Genomic DNA, 21,110 nt, shown 5'->3' on the forward strand with positions numbered 1-21,110 from the left:
TTCTTCTCCATTATATCACCACCGCGGCACGTTCTTCTTTCGTTTATTTCGCGGCATTATACGTGAGGCCCATACCCCGATCATAATAAAAACTGCCTTTCCGAAGCCGCAGGTCGAAAGGCGGCATGTTACGTCCGTCCCACGTCATATGTGCCCAGTATTGCGTGGCGGTATTTGGATTAAAATCGCCCGCATGGTCTTGCAGGCATTTAAAGAATTTGGTGTTCCCGCCGGCATCATGGAATATGACGATATCCCCTTTAGCATAGGGGATAAACTGTCCATCCTTGTTTTTCCCGGAAGATTTCGGCGTGTTTTTATACTGGGCCGCCCAAGCACTGACGGTGCGCCAATCAAAGCCATCGGCAAACCCGGAATTCTCGAACAAAAGGGCCGGAGCGGGTTTCCGTTCGTTCCCTTTCTGCCTGACATTGCTGCCATCTCCGGAACTCATAAAATATAGGTCCTTGCCTTTTGGGTAGATGTTCCCATCGAAGAGGATGTCCGTGTTTTTATTCCCCAGCTTGAAGAAGCCCTCCGTTGATTCGTCGGATACGATTACCGAATCATCCGACTCCGGAACCGAGATATCCCCATAGATGTTATCGGAAAAAATGTAGGGCGTGATGCCATCGCCTGGCCACACATACCCCATCGTCGTCCGGCTAAAGCCATAGAAGTTGTTGGCGAGCGTGACGGGCTTATCCTGGCTTGGGTTGGTTCTCCCCGGCCCGGCATCGCGATAGCGGAAATTATGGAGTGCCCCGTTCGTGCCGGCGAAAATGTTGTTCCGGATCGTGATACCGCCTTCGACAAACGAGAGCTGGTGCAGGTTATCCTGATATCTTGCCTGGAAAGGATGACGGTAAAACGTGGCCGAACCAATGGCCACATTGTTTTCAATGACCGATCCCTCGGCCAGGTTATCGGTTTGCAGTGCCTCGGCGCCCGTGAATGCGATAATATTGTTTTTCAAGGTCAGCTTTGTGATGTCCTGATTATGCGCCTTCGTTGAGTAGGAAATATAAAAGGCTTCGCCTTCGCCAAAGCCTGCAAAACAGTCCTGAATATCAACGGCGACTTCCCCGGGATCGGCCGGGTTATCGGTCTTCACATTGAACGAGGCAAAGTAGCCGCCCCAACTGGCCACATAATCGACTTTGACCGATTTAAAATTGCGGATGCGAACGCCGTTGCCATATTTTTTATAGTAGATGATGCCAGACCATCTTGGGTTACCCCAGAGCCCGTAGCGCTCATAGTAATCGCCCGTTCCCAGATTGGCGCCATCGTCATGCCCGAGGAACTTCGGATCTCCGGTTTGATGGTCGGGATCATATTTTCCCGTTAGATGCAAATAATCAAAGTTATACAGTTCGAGCCCACGGTATTGATTCGCTTCGTTGCTATTCCCCCAACGCACTTGTCCGCCAAGGTTCGTGATCAACGTAGGCTTTTCGGCTGTGCTCCAGCAATCGGCGCCGTTGATTAGGATACGGTCATAATCACCGGCATAGATGAGGATCTTTTTCCCGACCGGTAGTTCGATTCTAAGATGCTTGGAGCCACCTGCCGCATAAATATCATCCCCGTTGTCATTGTTCCCTTGAAAGAAAATATAATCCCCTTCGTTAACGGAGGGCCAATAAGCCGCGTCTTTCAACGTGGCATAGCGATTCTCGGTAATGTCTGGCATGGCATGAGCCAGATTCACGACACAAAGAGTCAGTACAAAGAAAAGATGCCATCGGTTTTTCATCGGATCATTTCCCCTTGCGCTTCTTCGTAAAATTGGGCGTATTTAAATGGCCGGGATAGTCATTGTGTGAACGATCGCTTCCGTCCTGGTTCCAATCGCCCAGTTCCTTTCGCGTTTCCTCCGCCATTGTTTTCAGCACCTGCACTTTTTCCGGATTCGCTGTTGCGAGATCATTCTTTTCGGCTACGTCGACGGACAGATTATTAAGCACAAAATGATTCAGGTTTTTGTAATCGCCCTTCTTCTTGGCCCAATAGACGAGGTTGGCCACCTTGCGCGGCAGGTGCAGTTTCCACGGCCCGCGGCGGACCGCTTCGAGCGTTAAGCCGTTGTAGTAAACGAATTCCTGCCGGGGGCTCGCTGCGGTCTCGCCGGTCAGCAGCGGCATCAGATTAAAGCCGTCGATTTTTCGATCCGTCGGTAACGAGACTCCGGTGACGTCGGCGATGGTCGGCAGCAGATCCAGCGCCGACACCATTTCATCACTCACCTGCCCTGCCGAAATATGCCCCGGCCAACAGATCATGGCCGGCACACGCTGCCCGCCCTCCATCGTGAGATATTTCCCGCCGGATAGCGGCTTGGCCGATCCGGCCGGCAGCCACGGGCCGTTATCCGCCGCAAACACAACCAGCGTATCTTTCTCAAGTCCCAATTCCCTGAGCGAGTCCATGACCAGTCCGATATGATAATCGAGTTCGCGCACCATCGCCGGAAGAACCATGGGATTCATTTTCCCTTTTATCTTTTGATAGGAGGCCCACTCCGCATCGGTACAAAACTCTTTGTTCGGCGACCACGGGCCATGCACCAGATAGTGCGCGAGGTAGATAAAGAACGGTTTATCAGCCACCTGCTGCTCTTTTATGAATCCGATCGTCGCATCGGTCAGTTTTTGATGTGCCTCGGCAAAACGTATTTCACCCTGCGGCTCGTCGTCGTGATACCACTCGTTGGCCTTGCCGACCGGAAAATTCCAGGGAGTGCCAACATATTTATCGAATCCTTGCTTCAGCGGACCGAAGAGATCCAGTTTTCCCAGATGCCATTTCCCGAACGCCGCCGTGGCATAGCCCTGATCCTTGAGCAGCTCGGCCATCGTGATCTCACTCAGCGGCAACCCCACATAATCGTTCCACGGAACGTCTTTAACATTAGGACAGACTGGTAGACCGGCCCGCTGCGGGTAGCGGCCGGTCAGTACCGCCGCACGACTCGGCGCACAGACACTGCAGGCGGAAAGATAATCGGTAAAGCGCACCCCTTCACCGGCAAGCTTGTCAATATTCGGCGTCTTCGTTTCCGAGCCGTAACACCCCAGATCGCCATAGCCCAGATCGTCGACATAGATCAGCAGGATGTTGGGTTGGCCGGCAAAAACGCTGTACGCGAAACCAATCCCCAGCAAAACCAGTCCGATTCTATTTGTGATATTCATCATTTCTTTCCTTTTCCAAACTCTGGAACCCACGCGGCCTCCTCCGTCCAGCCGTAGCACGGTGCTCGTGTATAAACGGCCCGGAGGACTGTTCTACGTGATCAGCGCAACACAATGTTCATCGACTGTCCGGCGGCGACCGAAACAGGCGCATCAAATTCGACCGACACCCCATTCTCACTCTTCACCAGTTTTGTCTTCAGCTTCTTGCCATCCACTTTCACATCCGCCGTTTTCACCGCCAGGTTCATCGGGTTCAGCTTAACGGTTTTGAGATTCACACGACCGTACGTCACAGCGAGTTCAGCTGCCATTTCCGCCTCGCTGATGGTCTGGCTGTAGGAGCCCCACCCTTCCGCGGTGGTGAACGGCGCGCGGAAGTCTTCCGGCTTCACGCGCGGTGCAAACCCAAGATGCCCTTTCGGCCCATGGTACTCATAGCCGCACGCCGCGAGGAAGACGCCGTAGCTCGCCATGGAGCGAGCATAGTGGTCGCCGCATTCGATCTCGTTGAAGGGGTTGCGCCGTTCGGGCGAGTAGCGATCATGCACCGCCCGAGCGACGGCCAGCCCCTTTTCAACCAGCGCGGAGTCCGGCTCGCCTTCAAACACCATGTGGGCGGCCGCCTGATATTCAAAGCCGTTCATGCATTCATTAAAGTAGCCACCCACGCCCTTGAAGACCTTCGGGTTTTCCTTGGAGCGCAGCTTGTTTCCGGGAATGGCTTCCATTGCACCGCCTTTCGGCCACGTCGTCATCACCAGGCCCGCCTCGCCGGGCATGGCGTACCAGCGGAATGCCGATTCAATCTCCACATGATCCAGCGCATACTGTCCGGCATCCGGAGCAAAGTTATAGTTCCAGATACTGTTGAGCGCCGACACCGTCTCCTTTTTCGGGATTATGCGACCCAAGCCCACCTGATGCATCCACGCCTGGCCCAGCACCTGATCGATATGGCAGCCCTTGTTGGTGTTGAGCGCCTTCACGCCCTCCGTGGGTTTGTGAATGAAATATTCGCCGTCGAAGACTTCGGCAACAATGTTCTCATAGCCGCGGTCAAGAATCGTGCGGCACTGCTTTGCAAAGTCCTGGTCGCCCACTTCGATCGCCATCGCTTCCGCTGCCGCCAAGGCTCCCAGATATACACTGCTCAGCCAGCCCATCGGGCCATGCCACGCCGCATCAAGCGTATGCGGTTGCTTGCCTTCGAGCAGTCCGTTGCCGTCGCCGTCCTTTTGAATCAGGAACTCGGTCGCCTTTTTCACATTCGGCCACACCCTTTTCAGAAACGCATCGTCGGCCGACATCTGATGCTCGCGATAGGCGCGCATGATGCTACCGGCCTGCCCATCGACGGCTTCCTTTCCTTTAGCATGATAATCCCCGCGATCCTTGACCAAACCGGTTTGGGGCTCAAAACCGATGCCGGGTTTAAAATCCACCTCTTCGCGGAAGGCGCGCTCCAGCTCGGGGAAAATGCGTGCCAAGGCCTGCGCGTAATACCACACATGCGTACAGGTTCCGGGACAGCTATCCACCCCTTCCCAGGCATACGGACGGCCATCGTCGAACCAATGGAAGGTTTGTGTTGCGATACAGTCGAGGCCGATAAAACTGCGATCCAACAGCCAGACCGGCAGCGAGCTATCGTACCAGGTTTTATTCCATGCGCGCGTCTGCTGCAGCAGGAGTTTGTTGTCGCTCGCCAGATAGGCCGCAACCTCATAGGCCGATTCAAACTGCGTGCTGTAAAAGCGCCGCCTGCCGCGGAAGAGCTTGCGCGAATCCTGCGTGCGATGCACCACCTTCAGGGCGTCGATCTCCGTGTAGTCGGGGAAATACCAGGTCACCGCAAAATCAACCGTTCTGGATTCGCCGGGCGCCAGCGTAAAGCCGGCAGACAGACCGCCGACCAGCATTTCGTCGAGCGGCTTTACGACAGCCGGCTGATTATTTAGCGGCTTGACCTGATCCAACAGCGCGACCGGATCCGCCAACGATGCGACGCCTGCGACCTTCACTTCGTTTGTGTCGTGCAGCAACGTCAAAGTCATGGAGCCGTCGCCATGCTTGTCCTTGATGCCCTCGCCCTCAATCGTACTGAAGACGCTGACCGTTCCGTCTTTTGCAACGAGCTGGTTGCGGCGTTTTCCAAGCATTGGATCCTTTGTGTAGGGGCAGGTGGCATTCTGAAGCCAACCTCCGAGATCCACCTCCACGGGCGCATCCGTGATGTTCGATACGGTGAAACTCATGACCGTTGCGGGAATGGCGGAATCTTTCGCGTTGAGCGGAATGAACGGGCTGAACGCTTCGAGCTGCACGGTAACCGGATAGCCCTTCTCGGCATAGGTCACCCTGCCCACCGGATATTCTCCGCGGAACTGGATATCGGAAAACCCCTTCCGATCGAGCGTCTTTGTGCCGGCCTTGGTGCGAATGAGAAATCCCTGCTCCACCTCGGCGCCGTTCGAGTTGCTATATGGATCGCCCTGCGCAACCGGGTGCGCATAGTGCCCGCCCAGGACAAACGATGAAACCAGAAACCCCTGCTTGCTGGGCGGCTCGCGGCGATAGTTGCTCTTGAAAATGTCCCACAACCAAAGCTTGCCGTCGCCGCCCAGATAGAGCTGGCCGCAACCAATGCCGCCGACCGGCATACCGATATATTTCAGCGAGTCATCCTTCACCGAGCCCACGACGCCCCGATCCAGGGCATGCCCCCGCTCGGTCAACGACTCCACCCAGGCCGGATCGAGCTGTTTATCCTCCGGAACCAGGCTCGCGCCTGCCATCAAGGCCGCACCGGCCAGCACAACCACCCCAACTGTGTTTTTATAACCCATGGTGTCTACTTTGCGTTCATTTCCTCTGGCTCTTCGAGTCGGATGCCAGCTGCGCTTTATAGCGCTCCAGCAACGCCTGCATCTCCTGGACAACTTCGGGATGCTGTTTCACCACGTTCCGGGTCTGGTTCACATCGGCTTCCAGATCGTAGAGCTGGTCGCGCGGGGCGTTCTTCTTGATTTTTCCGTTCACAATATCGCTGTTCACATTTCCGACGAACGACACGCAGGCCGGCCCACCCGCACCATGCTTGCCGGGGCCGCCAGTGAATCCGCCACTGCTTTTTGCCGGGATATACATCCACTTGCCTTTGCGGATTGAAATGTGGCTGGCCTTGCGCGGCGAAAGCACCAGATGATCGCGCAGCGGCACGTCCGGCTCCCCTAGCAATGCCGGCAGGACATTCACGCTATCGGCCTGTTGCTCTTTTCCCAGGGACTGCCCGGTCAGCGCGGCAAAGGTGGCCAGCATGTCCACATTGCAGATCAATTGATCGGAGGTGGTTCCCGCTTCGATTCCACCCGGCCACCTGGCAATGAACGGCACACGGTGTCCGCCTTCCCATATGCCGAACTTAAAGCCGAGCAGATCGCCGTTTTGCCGATGCCCGTGCTTGAACGCTTCCTGCCCGTTGTGATTAAACATGCCGCCGTTATCGCTGGTAAAGATGATCAGGGTGTTGTCGGCAACGCCTTGCTCCTCCAATGTCTTCACGATCTCGCCGACCATCCAGTCCAGCTCATGGATAAAATCGCCGTAGAGCCCGCATTGGCTGGTGCCTTGGAATCGCGGAGCCGGGGTGATCGGATGGTGGATGTTCGTGGTCGCCAGATAGAGGAAGAAGGGCTTGGCCTTGCGCTCGCTGATCCATTGGGTGGCCCGCGCTGCCAGGGTCGTCCCGAGCTCGAAATCGTTGTAGAGTTTGTGCGCTTCGACCGCCCCGCCAAACCAGTTTGGCACCCGGTTGCCATGAGCTTCGGTGAGCGGGGTGATCGGCGTCGCGTTTTCCCCGGCGTTCTTGCCGAGATAAACAATCGGATCATCGGACGTCATTCCAACCACGCGGTCATTCTCCACATAGACATACGGCGGAGCGCTGTTTACGACCGGTACGCCGAAATAATAATCAAAACCGAGCTCCTGCGGCCCGGGCCGTAACGGCTTCGTGTAGTCGGCTTCTTGGGTTCCGAACCCCAGATGCCACTTGCCAAAGCACGAGGTTTCGTAGCCCTTGTTCTTGAGAAGCTTCGCGATCGTCAGCTTGTCGGTATCGATCAGCAGTTTACTGGTTGGCGGGCACGGCCCCCAGAGCCCGGCGCGCATCGGATACTCGCCCGTCAACAGCCCGTAGCGCGAGGGTGTGCAGACGGCCGACGAAGAATGCGCGTCCGTAAAGCGGCGGCCCTCCTTGGCGAGCTTGTCGATATTCGGTGTCTGCACCAAGGTTGCCCCATTGCACCCCACATCGCCATAACCAAGGTCATCGGCAAAGATCAGGACAATGTTCGGCGGCGGCTCCGCTCCGAAACTCGCAACCGCTCCCAGCAAAAGCACACCCAATATATTTTTTATTTTCATCATAATTCCTTCTTTCCAAACCATGGAACCCACGCGGTGTAGGACGTGCCTGTCCGGAACGGACGGCGCGTGATTATCTACCATCCACCTGAACATCCAACTGTTGGCCGTCTTTGAGGGTCAGTGGTTGCTGCAACTTCAAGGTTACGTCTCCGTTCTTTGCGCTAAAGCTCGACTCCAGAGTTTTCCCGTTCAATGTCGCCGTCACGGATTTGGGCTGTCCCGGAGCAGCCAGAACGACTTCAGTCAAGCGCAGCTGCCCTTCACTGAGCTCGATGGATGCTTCCAGTCTGTTGCCGGTCAGGGTCTGTGAATAGAGCCCGTAGCCCTCGGCGGCGGTGAAGAAACTCTGGTGGTTTTCCGGCTGCCAGCGCGGGCGGAAGCCGATGCGGCCCGCCGGGCCGTCGTAGAGGAAGCCTTGCAGAACCAGCAGCGCCGACCACGAACTCAGGGAGCGGCCATAATATTTTCCGCACTCGTCGTCGCCGAACGGGTTGCCGGAGTAGCCCCAGGCGGCCACGCCCAGATCGGTCACCCCTTCGGTGCGCAGGCGGCCGTCGTAGCGATTATGGATCGTCTTGAAAAGGATCAGCCCTTCATCCTGAAGACCGTTCTGCATCATCGTCGCGGCGGCGGCGTATTCAAACCCGGTCATCACTTCATCGCCATACTTCATGCCCGGGATCGGTTGCGGATTCTTCGGCCAGGTGATCATTTTGATGCCACCGTCATCCACTTCATAATACTGGCGCGGCTTGAGCGAGTGGCCATGGGAGTCCGCCAGATAGTTGTATTTAAACAGCGATTCCATCGCCTTGCGGGAACGATCCGCCGGGAAGCTGGGCTCGATGCCGAGCTGCCCGGCCCACCAGTCGCCGAGGAGCTGGTCGATGTGGCAGCCGTCCAGATAGTCCTGCTCGCGTTGCACACCGACTTCCTGAATGTAGTATTCCCCGTTCCACAACCGTTCGTTCTGCATCTTTTGCCCGGACGCCCGGATGCTGCGGTACTCGGCGGCGGTCTTGGCATCGCCGGCAATATCGGCGATGCGGGCAGCGGCTTCGAGCGCGGATAGATAGAGGCTGCCGATCCACGAGGAGCAGCCCCACATTTTTCCGTCGAGCGTGTTGTGCTGACGATTCTGCAGGTAGCCGTCGTGGTTGGTATCCCATTCCTCCATGCCGAACTCCATCGCCCTCTTCACATCCGGCCATTTTTTCTTCACCCATTCGTCATCTGCGCTGCACAAGTGCTCGCGGTAGGTGTTTAGGATCGTGCCGAAAAACCCGTCGGCCGCCGCTTCGCCGCCGCCATGCCGGTTGGGAAACAGGCCGTTCGGTTTCTGCTGGGCAAAATCCTGATGGCGCATGATACGCCCCAGCTCCGGGAACAGGCGCGCGTGGCCCTGGGCATATTGCCACACATGCGTGCAGTTGCCGCCGCAGCTTCCCATATTTTGGCGGCTGCCTTCCCAAGCGCCAAAGTAGCCGTCGGCGGCCCACCAGCAGGTCTGGCTGCGCAGCACCGCCAGCGGCGAGCTCATGCGATCAAGCAGCCAGCGCGGTAGGTTCGATGCATAGAGTGTGTCGTGATACCGGCGGGTGCGTGCAATCAGGTCATCAAGATGGTCTTTCAGATAGTCGGCTACGCCCATGGCATTCGGCCACCAGGTTGCATACTGCTGTCCGCCATGCGACCACGGCCCGCTGGCCGGTTCGCCTTCCATCGCTTTGGAACGTTTGCCCGAGCCATGCTTGGTGTTGTTGAAATACCAGGTCAGCGCAATCGTCACGGACTTGGTTTCGCCGGGGGCGAGTTCCATCGGTGCCGACAGCGCGCCATCCAGCGTCTCGTCCTTCGCGGAAGGCCCGGCCTGCGCCGCGCCCTTGCAGGCACCGTTTTTGGAGAACGTGCTGTGCAACGATGCGGTCGAATCGAAGGACGCAACGCCGGACGCCCCGGACGCCAGGGTCATCAGCACCATGTCTGCAGCGGTCGACTGTTTGGTCATGTGCAGCATGGTGGCAACGCCGTCGCGCACAACCTTGTTCAGGTTCATCCCATAGGCACCGCCTGTATAACCAAGCGCATTGCGCTGGGCGGCCAGGACATCTAGCTTGACCGGGGACGACGAGGTGTTCCTTGCAGTGACCGTATAGATCGCGCAGGGAATGGCGGAGTTTTTCAGATCCATTGGAATCAGCGGATTGAAGACTTCGAGTTCAACCTGCACCGGAAGCGCGGGCTCTTCGAAACGGTACTTGGCGAAGGGATACTCCCCTTCAAACTGCAGGGACGTCATCGCCGCAAACGGCCCGACGGCCTCGGTCTGCAACGCGCGAACAACTGGCTGGCCACCCTGGGTCTGCGCCCGCACGGCCAGGAAGCAGTTTTCGATGCGCCTTTCTTCAAAATTTTTGGCGATCTGCCAGACGGCCGGTTCGGCCTTGCCGTTAAATTGAATGGAGCCCGACCCAATGCCACCGACCTGGAATGCAATTGCTTCAAGGTGTTCGCCCTCATACACGCGGGGTTCACCCGGTGCGGTCAGCGCAGGGTCGGCCCGCATGGCCGCCTGCTTCCGTGCACGCACGGCATCGCGCTCCGCCGCGACCTTGGCAACAATCTCGCCGACCGCGTTCAGATGATCTCCAAACCCTGCGACCTTAATGTGGTTCTGAATTTCAACCTGACTCAAACCTTCGCCATAAACGGCGACTTCGTCCAGCAGGATGTCTCCGGTTACCAGTGATGCAAAGGGTGTTGTTCCAAACGTCATGGTGCTGTTCTTCGGGCCGTTGCGCGTGAACTCAAACGCTCCGCCGGTCAGGGCGCATTCGTAACCGTCAATATAGGCGCGCAGGTCGAGGTCATAACTGGTGATCGCCAAATGGTACCAGCGACCGACTTTAATCGGCTGATCGGTGGGGAGATGGATCGTCGTCAGTACACTCTGATTCTGTCCGCCGCGATACAACAATGCCGACAGGTCGTTTTTGACGCCGATGAGATAGCGAACCTTCTGCCCGGTCGTCTGGCCCATGAGCACCACATCCTTGTTTCCGGTCGGAGCGGACAGCACCTTAAAGAACAGTTCCAGCGTAACCCTTGAGCCTTTCTTGCCCATCAGCCAATCCGCCTGCGGCACGGATGCCGGCGATTGCGCATCCACCTTCAGCGCTTGGCCAAGCACGCCCTCCGCAAAGGACACAGCGGCATCGGCCTTCGCTGTTGCCTGGCCTGTGGCATCGGCCAGGTTGCCATCGAACGACCAGTGGGCGCGGAGCTCCGGATGTGCCTTCAATGCTTTGGCAAAATCATTGTTGCTTGCCACAGGATTCGGGGCCTGCTCTGAAACCGCGGCAGGAGTCCAATCCAACACAGACGTTAGCGTGAGGCCCTGAATAAAGCTTACGTTCGAAGGCGATGCCCCAGTCAATCCGACGGTCAGCGTACCGTTGCCATCTGCAGAGATATTGCTGAAGGTAATTGGAGCATGGGATGCATAAATCCCGCCCGCTTCGTTGCCACAGGTATAAAGCTTTGAAGGGCCGCCGTTGATGGAAATGTTCTGGTTGCGCCCGGCCACATTCAACCCGGCAAAAACATCCAGGTTCCACAGGGTATTGGCGCCGAGGCCTGAGATCGTGACGGTGGTCGTTTTATTTCCTTTGAGCGCGTAAACCAATGAGCGGCTCATGCCGCCAAGCTCGGCAGAGATATACCCGCCCCCATTCTTGTCTTTGGCGTTGTATCCCTCCGTCGTGGCGTCAAGATCGATGCCGACACTTACGCCGCCCTGCTCCGTTCCTGAGGCATCCTGAATCGCCGAAAAGGTTCCGACCGAGGTATTGTTCCAGACTTCGGTACCGATGGTTTCATAGCCGTTTTTGGCTTCACCGATATTAAAATTGAACACCGTCCCTGCGGCCATTGCGGCCTGGGCCACCAACGCGCCCCCCAGCAAAACCAAACCAAGCATGTTTTCCAATTTCATCATGATTATACCAAATTAAACTGATTCATTGTCATCCCATAGATATTGAAAAAAAAGGCTGGCATGTGCCGTTGAAATCCTCCACTCGGAGGGTATGAAAAAACAACATAAACACAAGCCAGCCAGACATAGGTATACAACCTTGAAACAATTGTGCAATCTGATTCCCGGACACATGGTGTCGAGCCTTGCGCAGAAGCATGGCGTGGACATTCAAAGCCGGACGTACACGCCGTGGAGCCATGTGGTTTCTTTGCTGTACGCCCACTTCTCCCATGCACTCGGACTCAACGATGTGTGCGACGCGCTCCAGATGAACGCGGCGGCGCTCTCTACCATCCGCGGCGCGGTTCCTCCGTCGCGTAACAACCTGAGCCACGCGAACAAGATCCGCAACGCGGACATGGCCGAAGAGCTCTACTGGTGCATGATGAAGCATCTGATGGATACAGTCCCGGGCTTCGCGAAGGGCAAGGTTCGGCGCGGATACCTCCGGCGCTTCAGCAAGACGATCCATGCGCTGGACTCGACCACGATCCAGCTCGTCGCCAACTGCATGGACTGGGCGAAGCATCGCCGCCGCAAGGCTGCGGCCAAGTGCCACCTGCGCCTCGACCTGCAAAGCTTCCTGCCCCGGTGCGCCATCATCGACACGGCGAAGCACCATGACAGCACGATGACCCAAAGCCTGTGCGCCGAGCTCAAACCCGGTGAAATCGCCGTGTTCGACAAGGCCTACAACAAGTTCAAGCATCTTTTCGAGCTGACGGTGCGCGGTGTCTGGTGGGTTGGCCGGGCGAAGGACAACATGCAGTACAAGGTGGTGCGCACCCTCGAAACCACCGGGCACAAGCGCATCCTGCGCGACGAGGTCATCGAGATGGTGGTCGAAGCATCGAAGAAAGCCTATCCGTGCGAGTTGCGCCGGGTCGTGGCGCTGGTCGAGATTAACGGCAAGGATGTCGAAATCGCCTTCATCACCAATCACCTGGAGTGGAGCGCGTGGACGGTCGCCGAACTCTACCGTTGCCGCTGGGACATCGAGGTGTTCTTCAAGGAGATCAAGCAGACGCTCCAACTCTCCGACTTCCTGGGCTACAGCGCCAACGCCGTGCGCTGGCAGATCTGGATGGGGCTGCTGGTCCACCTGCTGATGCGCTGCCTCGCGTTCATGCACGGATGGGAGCACAGCTTCAAGCGGCAGTTCACTGTTGTGCGCGCGGTGCTTTGGCGCCGGTGGAACCTGCCCGCCTTGCTGGATTCCTATGGGACAGCCAAACCGCCCGGCCGCATACGGGGTGCGCCGGAACAGGCGTATCTGCCGGGGTTTGTCTAAGAGCTGTGGGACAGCCATATGCACAAAGCGCGGAACCATGGTTAACCTTCAACAAAAAATCGGAATTGACTAAATGAATCGGACATCAGAAACCTTAACAAAAACGGGGTTTTACTCTCCGTCAGCACCACCTATGGGATGAATGTGAAACTGATTCATTGTCATCCCATAGCTATTGAAAAAAAAGGCTGGCATGTGCCGTTGAAATCCTCCACTCGGAGGGTATGAAAAAACAACATAAACACAAGCCAGCCGGACATAGGTATACAACCTTGAAACAATTGTGCAATCTGATTCCCGGACACATGGTGTCGAGCCTTGCGCAGAAGCATGGCGTGGACATTCAAAGCCGGACGTACACGCCGTGGAGCCATGTGGTTTCTTTGCTGTACGCCCACTTCTCCCATGCACTCGGACTCAACGATGTGTGCGACGCGCTCCAGATGAACGCGGCGGCGCTCTCTACCATCCGCGGCGCGGTTCCTCCGTCGCGTAACAACCTGAGCCACGCGAACAAGATCCGCAACGCGGACATGGCCGAAGAGCTCTACTGGTGCATGATGAAGCATCTGATGGATACGGTTCCGGGCTTCGCGAAGGGCAAGGTTCGGCGCGGATACCTCCGGCGCTTCAGCAAGACGATCCATGCGCTGGACTCGACCACGATCCAGCTCGTCGCCAACTGCATGGACTGGGCGAAGCATCGCCGCCGCAAGGCTGCGGCCAAGTGCCACCTGCGCCTCGACCTGCAAAGCTTCCTGCCCCGGTGCGCCATCATCGACACGGCGAAGCACCATGACAGCACGATGACCCAAAGCCTGTGCGCCGAGCTCAAACCCGGTGAAATCGCCGTGTTCGACAAGGCCTACAACAAGTTCAAGCATCTTTTCGAGCTGACGGTGCGCGGTGTCTGGTGGGTTGGCCGGGCGAAGGACAACATGCAGTACAAGGTGGTGCGCACCCTCGAAACCACCGGGCACAAGCGCATCCTGCGCGACGAGGTCATCGAGATGGTGGTCGAAGCATCGAAGAAAGCCTATCCGTGCGAGTTGCGCCGGGTCGTGGCGCTGGTCGAGATCAACGGCAAGGATGTCGAGATCGCCTTCATCACCAACCATCTGGAGTGGAGCGCGTGGACGGTCGCCGAACTCTACCGTTGCCGCTGGGACATCGAGGTGTTCTTCAAGGAGATCAAGCAGACGCTCCAGCTCTCCGACTTCCTGGGCTACAGCGCCAACGCCGTGCGCTGGCAGATTTGGATGGGGTTGCTTGTCCACCTGCTGATGCGCTGCCTCGCGTTCATGCACGGCTGGGAGCACAGCTTCAAGCGGCAGTTCACTGTTGTGCGCGCGGTGCTTTGGCGCCGGTGGAGCCTTCCCGCATTGCTTGAATCCTATGGGACAGCCAAACCGCCCGGTCGCATACGAGGTGCGCCGGAACAGGCATATCTGCCGGGGTTTATCTAAGAGCTGTGGGACAGCCATATGCACAAAGCGCGAAACCATCGTTAACCTTCAACAAAAAATCGGAATTGACTAAATGAATCGGACATCAGAAACCTTAACAAAAACGGGTGTTTACTCTCGGTCAGCGCCACCTATGGGATGAATGTGACTGATTCGTTTTTTTACCACAGAGGGTACTGAGGCACAGAGGAGCGGGATTGCTATATTTCTCTGTGCCTCCGAGTCCTCTGTGGTGAGACCATTCAAGCTAAGTTCCTATTATTCCTGTTTCAAGAAAACCCGTCTGCCCTGGGCTTTCAGGTTTCAAAGGGCACATTGTACCTACCTGGCAGTATCCGATAAGCTAGGCGTTTTCCGAGGTTCCACCTAAAGGCAGCGCTAGGAATTTCATCTATTTAGATTTTTTGCGTTTGGTTTTCAGCGCGGTGAATTCTGTTTTGGCCCGGCCCTTTTCCTTGTCGGACAGCTTGTCCCAATAGAGGACATGATTTCCTACGATGGGCACTTCCGGGAAGAGCGTTCCGGTTGCGCGCTGCTCGGCGCCACGTTGGCCGACCTCCCCGAGCTTGGTGCGGGCGGACTCCGCCAGCGCCATCATTTCCGAAACCCGTTCCGGGTGCTGGGCGGCGACATCGATCTGCTCCGCCACATCCGTCTTTAGGTTGTAGAGTTGCGGAGTTGCAATATCCTTCTGCTTCTTCATCGACCAGAACGGCAACTGGGCCTGGGTGCGCGGCAAATGCAGTTTCCAGTCGCCGACGCGCACGCACTGCAGATTTTCGCAGTTGTAGTAGTAGAACGGCTCATCGGGGGAACGAGCAATTGAACCACCCGAGAACAGAGGTACCAGGGTGACCCCGTCATACTTCCGATCAGTCGGCATCGGCGCGCCGATCAGCTCGCTCAGCGTCGGAAACAGATCCATCGCCACGACAGGAACATCCGAAACCACCGGCTGCACCGTCCCCTTCCAATAAAGGATGAACGGCACGCGATGTCCGCCTTCCATTGAGACATATTTGGTGCCGCTGTAGGGCTGGGCATATTTATTATTGGTCGGACCATTGTCCGAACTAAAAATGACCAGGGTGTTTTCCAGAATGCCGTTCGCCTCGAGTGCCTTCAAAATTTCGCCGATGCCCCAGTCCGCTTCCTGGATCACATCGCCGCGCACTCCGTCCTTGGAGGAGCCCTTGAACCGGGCACCGGCTTTATAGGGCGTGTGCGGATAGTTGTGCGCAAAATAGATAAAGAAAGGCCGGTCCTTGAACGCCCCGATGTGCTTCACCATGCGCTCGGTGTAGAGGGTCGTCATCTGCTCCAACGGGGTATGTTCGTAGACGACCTCCTTGCCGTCATAGAAGGCGGAATTATGCCCCATGTTGTCCGGCGCGCCGTAGTAATGATCAAACCCCTGATGGAAACAGGAAAACTCTTCCTCCTTCCCCAGATGCCATTTGCCGACCATCGCCGTGGTGTAGCCCTGGGCCTTGAACTGTTCGGCAAGGGTGATTTCATCCGGGTTCAAACCGAGGAACCAGTGCGCTTCCCGATTCTGGTTAATGCCCATATAGAGGCCGCACCGTTGTGGATAGGCTCCCGTCAGGAAGGCCGCGCGCGACGGCGAGCAGATGGACGCACCAGTGTGGAAATCCGTAAAGCGGATTCCCTCCGCCGCCATGCGGTCGATGTTCGGCGTCTTCACCTTGGTTGCGCCGTAGCAGCCCACATCGCTGTAGCCCATGTCATCCATCAGGATAAAGATCACATTGGGTTTCTGCGCGGCCTGTGCCGCCACAATCAGCATGCCCATCAAAATAACTAGTCTCTTCACAGCTAATTCCGTCCCGCGCTCATTCGCTTGTCTTAATCATGTACTTAGCCGTCAAATGCCCGATCATGGTGTCCAACTCGGCATCACTGAGGGGACGGTCATAAATCAAAAACCGGGCTATCTCGCCATGGAAGGATTCTTTGCCCGGATGATTGATGGCATCGCGCTCCTGCCCGATCGCCATCTTCGAGGGATTGGCCTCCGGGTTTACGGGTACGGGCTTACGGTCCACCGGTTCCGAAGAGTTGACAAACAGTTCCAGGTTGACCACCTCCTGCCCCGCGCCCATACGCCCCATGACCAAATAATATTTGTTCTCCTGCAAAGGCGTAGAACAGATGACCTGAGGATTCTTCTCATTCCAAAGGGGCTGCCTGCCTTTCACGGCGGCCGGCCAACAGCGCGAGCCCATCCAAACGCGGTTGTCGTCCGTGAGATTTCCCCAGAATCCTTCATAGTTTGAACTGTTCTTCAGATTACCGAAAAATGAATTGACATCCTTTTTACCCACATGCTGCCGGTAAGCACACATCACCGAAAACCAGGTATAACCACTACCGGTCAACATATGATCGAAGGCGTCTTCATCGTGATTCAAAAGCTCCTGCTCTTCGAAAACCAGGGTGTTGTTTCCTCCGATTCCTCCAACATTTAGCTTCAACGCAGGCCTGCCAGAGCCGGCGACCTTGCGACCTTCATCGCGCTTCACAAACACATCGGCGGCATTTCCGGCCACCTGATTATGCCAGGCCCTGACCCGCCGGTCGTCCTCTACCTCGACGCCGACATTGGCATCCAGATCAAGAAAGAGTCCGTCTGCCACAGGCAGATTGGTTGACAATCTCTTCTCTGGCTGAGCTTCGGGAACGCCCACGCTGCCGCTTGTCCAAAGAATCGCCCCCTCGATCAACTGTTCAAAATCCGGATTGCTGTAAATTTCCGTAGTGTGTCCCAGTGAGGTAAAGAAGGAGCGGCCGCCGTCGTATTCCTGATACCAGACGAAGGGATGATCGCCCCCCATCTTCTGGTTGGCCTTGCCCTGATAGGAACTCTCATCAAGGGAAATCAGCACATTGACCTTTTCCCGCGGATTGGAATCAAAGATGTGCCACTCATCGGTGACAAACCATTCTTCCGGAAGATGCCGGGTTGAGGGATGGGTCCGATCTTCCACGACCAGCCGCGCCCGCTGCACCTTGGGGTGCCGGACCTGCCTGGCTCCGACCAAACCTTCATACCACGTCTGAAAAGAGCCACCCTCCTTCCAAAGCGCTGCGGCCGTGTGAACCCCCAGAAAACCGCCACCATTCTGAATATACTGCCGCAGGGCCTCCTGCTCCGCGGGCTTCATCACCGGTCCCTTATTGCCGCAGTTGTTATTGAAGACCACGGTATCAAACGTACTCAGGTCCAGCTCGGTCAGCTTGGATGCGTCCTCGGTTGAAACAATTTCCCAACCGTTCTTTTGGCCCAGCCGCTCAATCAACGCCTTCGCGTCCGGCATAGAGGCATGCTCATACCCATTATTCCCCTGAAAACTGAGCACCCGTATCGGTTTCTGTTCCTGGGCCTGGAGGAAAGAGAAGCCTCCGGCCAGTGACAAAACCGCAACCACTAGCGGAAAAAAAGTGCGCCCAGGAGTGTTCATTATGAATTCTCCTTCTTCGTCTCGACTTCGCCCGACAGCGTGCGGCGCTTTGCGCCGAAGGTGCGGGCGTTTTCGCCAAAGGTGTCATGATCGCCGAGTTCCCGCCGAACTTGTTCCGCCAACTTCATCAGCTCGGCCACCTTTTCGGGATGCTTCGCGGAAACATCGCTGGTTTCGCCGATGTCGGCATCCAGATCAAAGAGCATTGCCGACGGAATGCGGAGGGCATCGGCCTTGGCGATATGGTTCTTCCACTTGGTCGCAATGCTGGTCGGCACGGGTTCCGTATGCGGCAGCATCAGCTTCCACCTGCCGGAGCGCACCGCCCGCAAACAGTTGTGCTGATAGTAAAAATAGACCCGATCGAGACGGTCGGTCTCCCCATGCATCAGCGCCGAAATATCGACGCCGTCAATCACGCGATCCGACGGCGCCGCGCCGCCCGCCAGCTTGGCGATCGTCGGCATCATATCAATGGTCGCGGCCACTGCATCGCACTCGGTTCCGGCGGGAATTTTTCCCGGTGCACGCATAATGCAAGGAACACGCAGTCCGCCTTCCCAGCAACTGGTCTTCCCGCTGCGCAGCGGGTCTGCATGACCACCGTGATCCTTGCGGATGAGCCAAGGCCCGTTGTCACTGGTGAAAATGATATAGGTATTCTCATCGAGCCCCAGCGCCTTCACCCGGTCGAGCAGGCGGCCGATATGAAAATCTAGTTCCTCGATCACATCGCCGTACAGGCCGCCCGCTGACTTCCCTTTAAAATCGGCCGATGCCGCCAGCTTGGTGTGCGGCATGGTATGCGCCAGATAAACGAAAAACGGTGTATCCTTCTTTTCTTCGATGAACCGGATCGCTTCATCGGTATAGCGGCGGGTCAGGGTGGACATGTCCGCCTTCTGCTCAATCTCCTTGGTGCCGCGGATCAGTTTGACAAACTTATCGTTACTGCCGGGTGTGCCGAAATAGGTATCGAACCCCTGATGCGGCGGGAGCAGTTCCGGTTTGTATTTTACCTGACTGTGCCCGGCCAGATCCCACTTGCCGAACGCCGCGGTTGCATAGCCCTGCGCCTTCAGCACTTCGGCAAGGGTGATTTCGTCGAGATGCAGTTCGGGGTGGATCGAATCGGGATCGTCCTGCCGGGCAAAGCGGATTGGATAGCACCCCGTCATGAGTGCGCCGCGCGACGGTCCGCAGACGGTCTGGGCATAGAAGCTGGTAAAGCGCATGCCTTCCGCCGCCATCCGGTCGAGCCGCGGCGTCTTGATTTCGGGCGCCCCATAGCAACCTAGATCCTGATAGCCCTGATCATCAGAGAAGATAATGATGAAGTTGGGTTTATTGGCAGGCTGCTCTGCCCGGGCAGCACCCGTCGTCAGCATGGCGGCGCCTGCCCAAAGTGCAATCATTCGCGATGTCGTTTTCATTTAAGCCTTCCTTAGTCCGCCACCGGCACAAATAGAACCGTCTTGAGGTTGAACAGGGCTTTCCCCCGAGTCTTTCCGAAGCCGACAGTACAGGTCGTTGCTCCGACCTGATCCAGTTTGACCACCCCCAGATCCATCGTCTGGAAGGCCCGCCAATTTTTCGTGGGAGCCACCTGGGCCTTCAGTGTCTTGCCGCCAACGGTTAGTTGCACATCGCTTCCACTATACTTTTTATCGCAGGCATAGAGAATTTTCACCGCATAGGTTCCGGGTGCCGGCACATTCAGCGTCCACGAAGCGGTATCGGAAGGGTCCGTCCAAAAACCGATATACGTGTTGTCTTCAAGCTTGTTCACCTTCCCGCTCAACTGGGCGGCGGGTGCCTGCAAAACCAACTCATTCCCTGTTAGCCCTAGATCAACAGACGGCGCAGCCGCTTTCTTTATACCGCCGTACTTAATCCTCACCACCGTTGCCAGCGGGGAGGCCGCGGCAGACGAGAGATCGAGTTCCACCCCGGCTTTCGTAATCGTGGAAGGAAGTGCCGCCCCGTCATAGGTAAAAGCCTCGGCCCGATCGGCAGAAACCCCTTTCACCAGCAGTTTGCCGCTTTCAGGCCAGGTGAAGATGTAGGCGAACAGTTCGCCCTTTTCCGGGGACGATTCCTTGGTTTGTGCCAAGCAACCCCAGCTCTGCGCGGGCAAATCGACATACTCGGTGCCGTAAACCGCCTCGCTGTGCGCCGCGTTCCACTCCCCCATCTCCTTGAGCTGGCGGATCGATTCAGCTGGCCACGAACCATTCGCTTGCGGGCCGACGTTCAGCAGCAAGTTGCCGCCTTTCGTGTTGATATCAATCAGCTTTTGGACCAGCACCTCCGTGCTTTTCCAGTTGGTATCGCTCTTCTTGAATCCCCACGAATGGTTGACGGTCCAACACGCCTCCCAAATATGATCAAGCGCAGCGCCCGGTGTTTGGTTTTCCGGCGTTCCGTAGTCCTTCTTAAACTCTTTTCGCTTGGCGACCCGGTTGTTGATGACCAGCTTGGGATCCAGTTCGCGGAGATAGTTGTAGAGATCGATTCCGTCCTCCATCGTCCACCACTTTGTCCAGTCGCCATCGAACCACATCACCGCAGGCTGATACCGCTCAATCAGTTCCTTCAACTGCGCCTTCATGTAGGTTACATAGCCTTCCTTGTCGTTCATCGGTGTTTGATTGCTGGCCTGCTCGGCGCGTTGGGACGGATGGTGCCAATCAATGATGGAATAATAGGTGCCGAACTTGAGTCCGTATTTCTCACAGGCGGCTTTTAGCTCGCCCAGGATATCGCGGTCAAAACCGGTCGCCTCCCCCAGGTCGTATTCCGTGTAGGCGCTGTCCCAGAGGCAGAACCCTTCGTGATGCTTGGTGGTGATCACCATATACCTCATCCCGGCCTCTTTGGCGGTCTTCACCCAAAGATCGGCATCCAGCTTATCCGGACGGAAGCCCGCCGCGAGCGGAATATATTCCTCGGGCGTAATGCTGCCCCAGCGCTGAATCCACTCCGCATATTTCTGAACGGGCTTCCCTTTCCATTCGCCGCCCAGCGTTGAGTAAACGCCATAATGGATGAAGAGACCGAACTGCGCATCGGTAAACCATTGCATGCGCTCGGCAAAGGCCTGCTCGCTTTCCGGAAGCATCTCCGTTTCAGCGCTCGAGCTCAATGTGGCGATCAGACTGCCAGCCAACGCAAGCATCACGGTTTTATTGATTCGTTTCATCC

The 21,110-nt window shown here is 56.7% G+C and carries 11 protein-coding genes; 2 read left to right on the forward strand and 9 right to left on the reverse strand.

From position 1 onward, the window contains the following. Positions 1 to 43: 43 nt before the first annotated feature. From E9954_RS08620 to E9954_RS08640, 5 genes are all read right to left on the reverse strand, one after another. On the reverse strand, positions 44 to 1,759 hold the full coding sequence (locus E9954_RS08620) for a hypothetical protein (RefSeq protein WP_136078787.1): 1,716 nt from the start codon (positions 1,757 to 1,759) through the stop codon (positions 44 to 46). A gap of 4 nt (positions 1,760 to 1,763) precedes the next feature. Further along, positions 1,764 to 3,200: a sulfatase-like hydrolase/transferase gene (locus tag E9954_RS08625; RefSeq protein ID WP_136078788.1), complete on the reverse strand. Its 1,437-nt coding sequence runs from the start codon at positions 3,198 to 3,200 to the stop codon at positions 1,764 to 1,766. Positions 3,201 to 3,298: 98 nt separating this feature from the next. Continuing rightward, the gene (locus tag E9954_RS08630; RefSeq protein ID WP_136078789.1) at positions 3,299 to 6,046 is read right to left on the reverse strand and encodes a GH116 family glycosyl-hydrolase; all 2,748 of its coding nucleotides are present in this window, start codon (positions 6,044 to 6,046) and stop codon (positions 3,299 to 3,301) included. A gap of 16 nt (positions 6,047 to 6,062) precedes the next feature. Continuing rightward, positions 6,063 to 7,628: a sulfatase family protein gene (locus E9954_RS08635; protein WP_222847111.1), complete on the reverse strand. Its 1,566-nt coding sequence runs from the start codon at positions 7,626 to 7,628 to the stop codon at positions 6,063 to 6,065. A gap of 70 nt (positions 7,629 to 7,698) precedes the next feature. Continuing rightward, positions 7,699 to 11,625: a GH116 family glycosyl-hydrolase gene (locus E9954_RS08640; RefSeq protein ID WP_222847112.1), complete on the reverse strand. Its 3,927-nt coding sequence runs from the start codon at positions 11,623 to 11,625 to the stop codon at positions 7,699 to 7,701. Positions 11,626 to 11,716: 91 nt separating this feature from the next. On the opposite strand from E9954_RS08640, the gene E9954_RS08645 reads away from it, so the two are divergent. Both E9954_RS08645 and E9954_RS08650 read left to right on the forward strand, forming a co-directional pair. Next, positions 11,717 to 12,958, forward strand: a complete 1,242-nt coding sequence (locus tag E9954_RS08645) for an IS4 family transposase (RefSeq protein ID WP_136078286.1) — start codon at positions 11,717 to 11,719, stop codon at positions 12,956 to 12,958. Positions 12,959 to 13,182: 224 nt separating this feature from the next. Then, positions 13,183 to 14,424, forward strand: coding sequence for an IS4 family transposase (locus tag E9954_RS08650; RefSeq protein WP_136078790.1), 1,242 nt, complete (start codon positions 13,183 to 13,185; stop codon positions 14,422 to 14,424). A 391-nt stretch (positions 14,425 to 14,815) separates the two neighbouring features. Here E9954_RS08650 and E9954_RS08655 read toward each other — a convergent pair whose 3' ends face one another. From E9954_RS08655 to E9954_RS08670, 4 genes are read right to left on the reverse strand one after another with little or no spacing between them, the layout of a single operon-like run. Further along, entirely contained in the window at positions 14,816 to 16,258 is a 1,443-nt protein-coding gene (locus E9954_RS08655; RefSeq protein WP_222847113.1) for a sulfatase family protein, read from the reverse strand. 19 nt (positions 16,259 to 16,277) lie between these two features. After that, positions 16,278 to 17,906, reverse strand: a complete 1,629-nt coding sequence (locus E9954_RS08660; protein WP_136078791.1) for a ThuA domain-containing protein — start codon at positions 17,904 to 17,906, stop codon at positions 16,278 to 16,280. Continuing rightward, positions 17,906 to 19,339, reverse strand: a complete 1,434-nt coding sequence (locus E9954_RS08665) for a sulfatase family protein (RefSeq protein WP_222847114.1) — start codon at positions 19,337 to 19,339, stop codon at positions 17,906 to 17,908. Before E9954_RS08665 ends, E9954_RS08660 begins: the two co-directional genes overlap by 1 nt. A gap of 11 nt (positions 19,340 to 19,350) precedes the next feature. Further along, positions 19,351 to 21,108, reverse strand: coding sequence for an alpha-L-fucosidase (locus tag E9954_RS08670; RefSeq protein WP_136078792.1), 1,758 nt, complete (start codon positions 21,106 to 21,108; stop codon positions 19,351 to 19,353). Between the last annotated feature and the right edge of the window lie 2 nt (positions 21,109 to 21,110).

Origin of the sequence: Pontiella desulfatans (assembly GCF_900890425.1) — a bacterium.
GTDB classification, from domain to species: Bacteria; Verrucomicrobiota; Kiritimatiellia; order Kiritimatiellales; family Pontiellaceae; genus Pontiella; species Pontiella desulfatans.